This window comes from Neisseria sp. P0009.S007 (genome assembly GCF_051962515.1).
The window spans coordinates 1-441 of the sequence record NZ_JBQCVF010000894.1; the positions used below are offsets into that span (position 1 = coordinate 1).

Below are 441 nucleotides of genomic sequence, written 5' to 3' on the forward strand. Positions count from 1 at the left end.
ACCTTCGACAACAATATAACGAGGATTCATAGTAACTCTTTGTAATGTGTTTCCCAACAATATTTTATAGCAAAAAAGGCGTGTCCAACACGCCCTTTCTTGTTTTAGTCCGTTTTTCAGACGGCCTTTATTCTTTCAACAGGCGAATACCCTTCCCGCCCAAAGCCTGAGCCAAATCAGCCGCACGGCCATGCTCGCCCAACTCGAAATCCGGAAGGATTTCGGCCAGCGGCAACATAACGAAACTGCGCTCATGCGCGCGCGGGTGCGGCAAGGTCAGATGCGGGTCATCACTGCGGATACCGTCAAAATCGATAATGTCCAAATCCAAAGTACGCGGCGCATTACGGAAAGTACGTTCGCGCCCAAATTCGGCCTCGATGCGGTTTAACTCCGCCAACAGCGCCACGCCGTCCAATGATGTTTTCACGGTACAAACGG

The 441-nt window shown here is 50.8% G+C and carries 1 protein-coding gene; it reads right to left on the reverse strand.

Annotated elements, in window-relative coordinates:
- Positions 1–127 precede the first annotated feature (127 nt).
- Positions 128–441: 2-amino-4-hydroxy-6-hydroxymethyldihydropteridine diphosphokinase (folK, locus tag ACTHS3_RS16985; RefSeq protein WP_440368639.1), on the reverse strand; the 314-nt coding region annotated here is incomplete at its 5' end.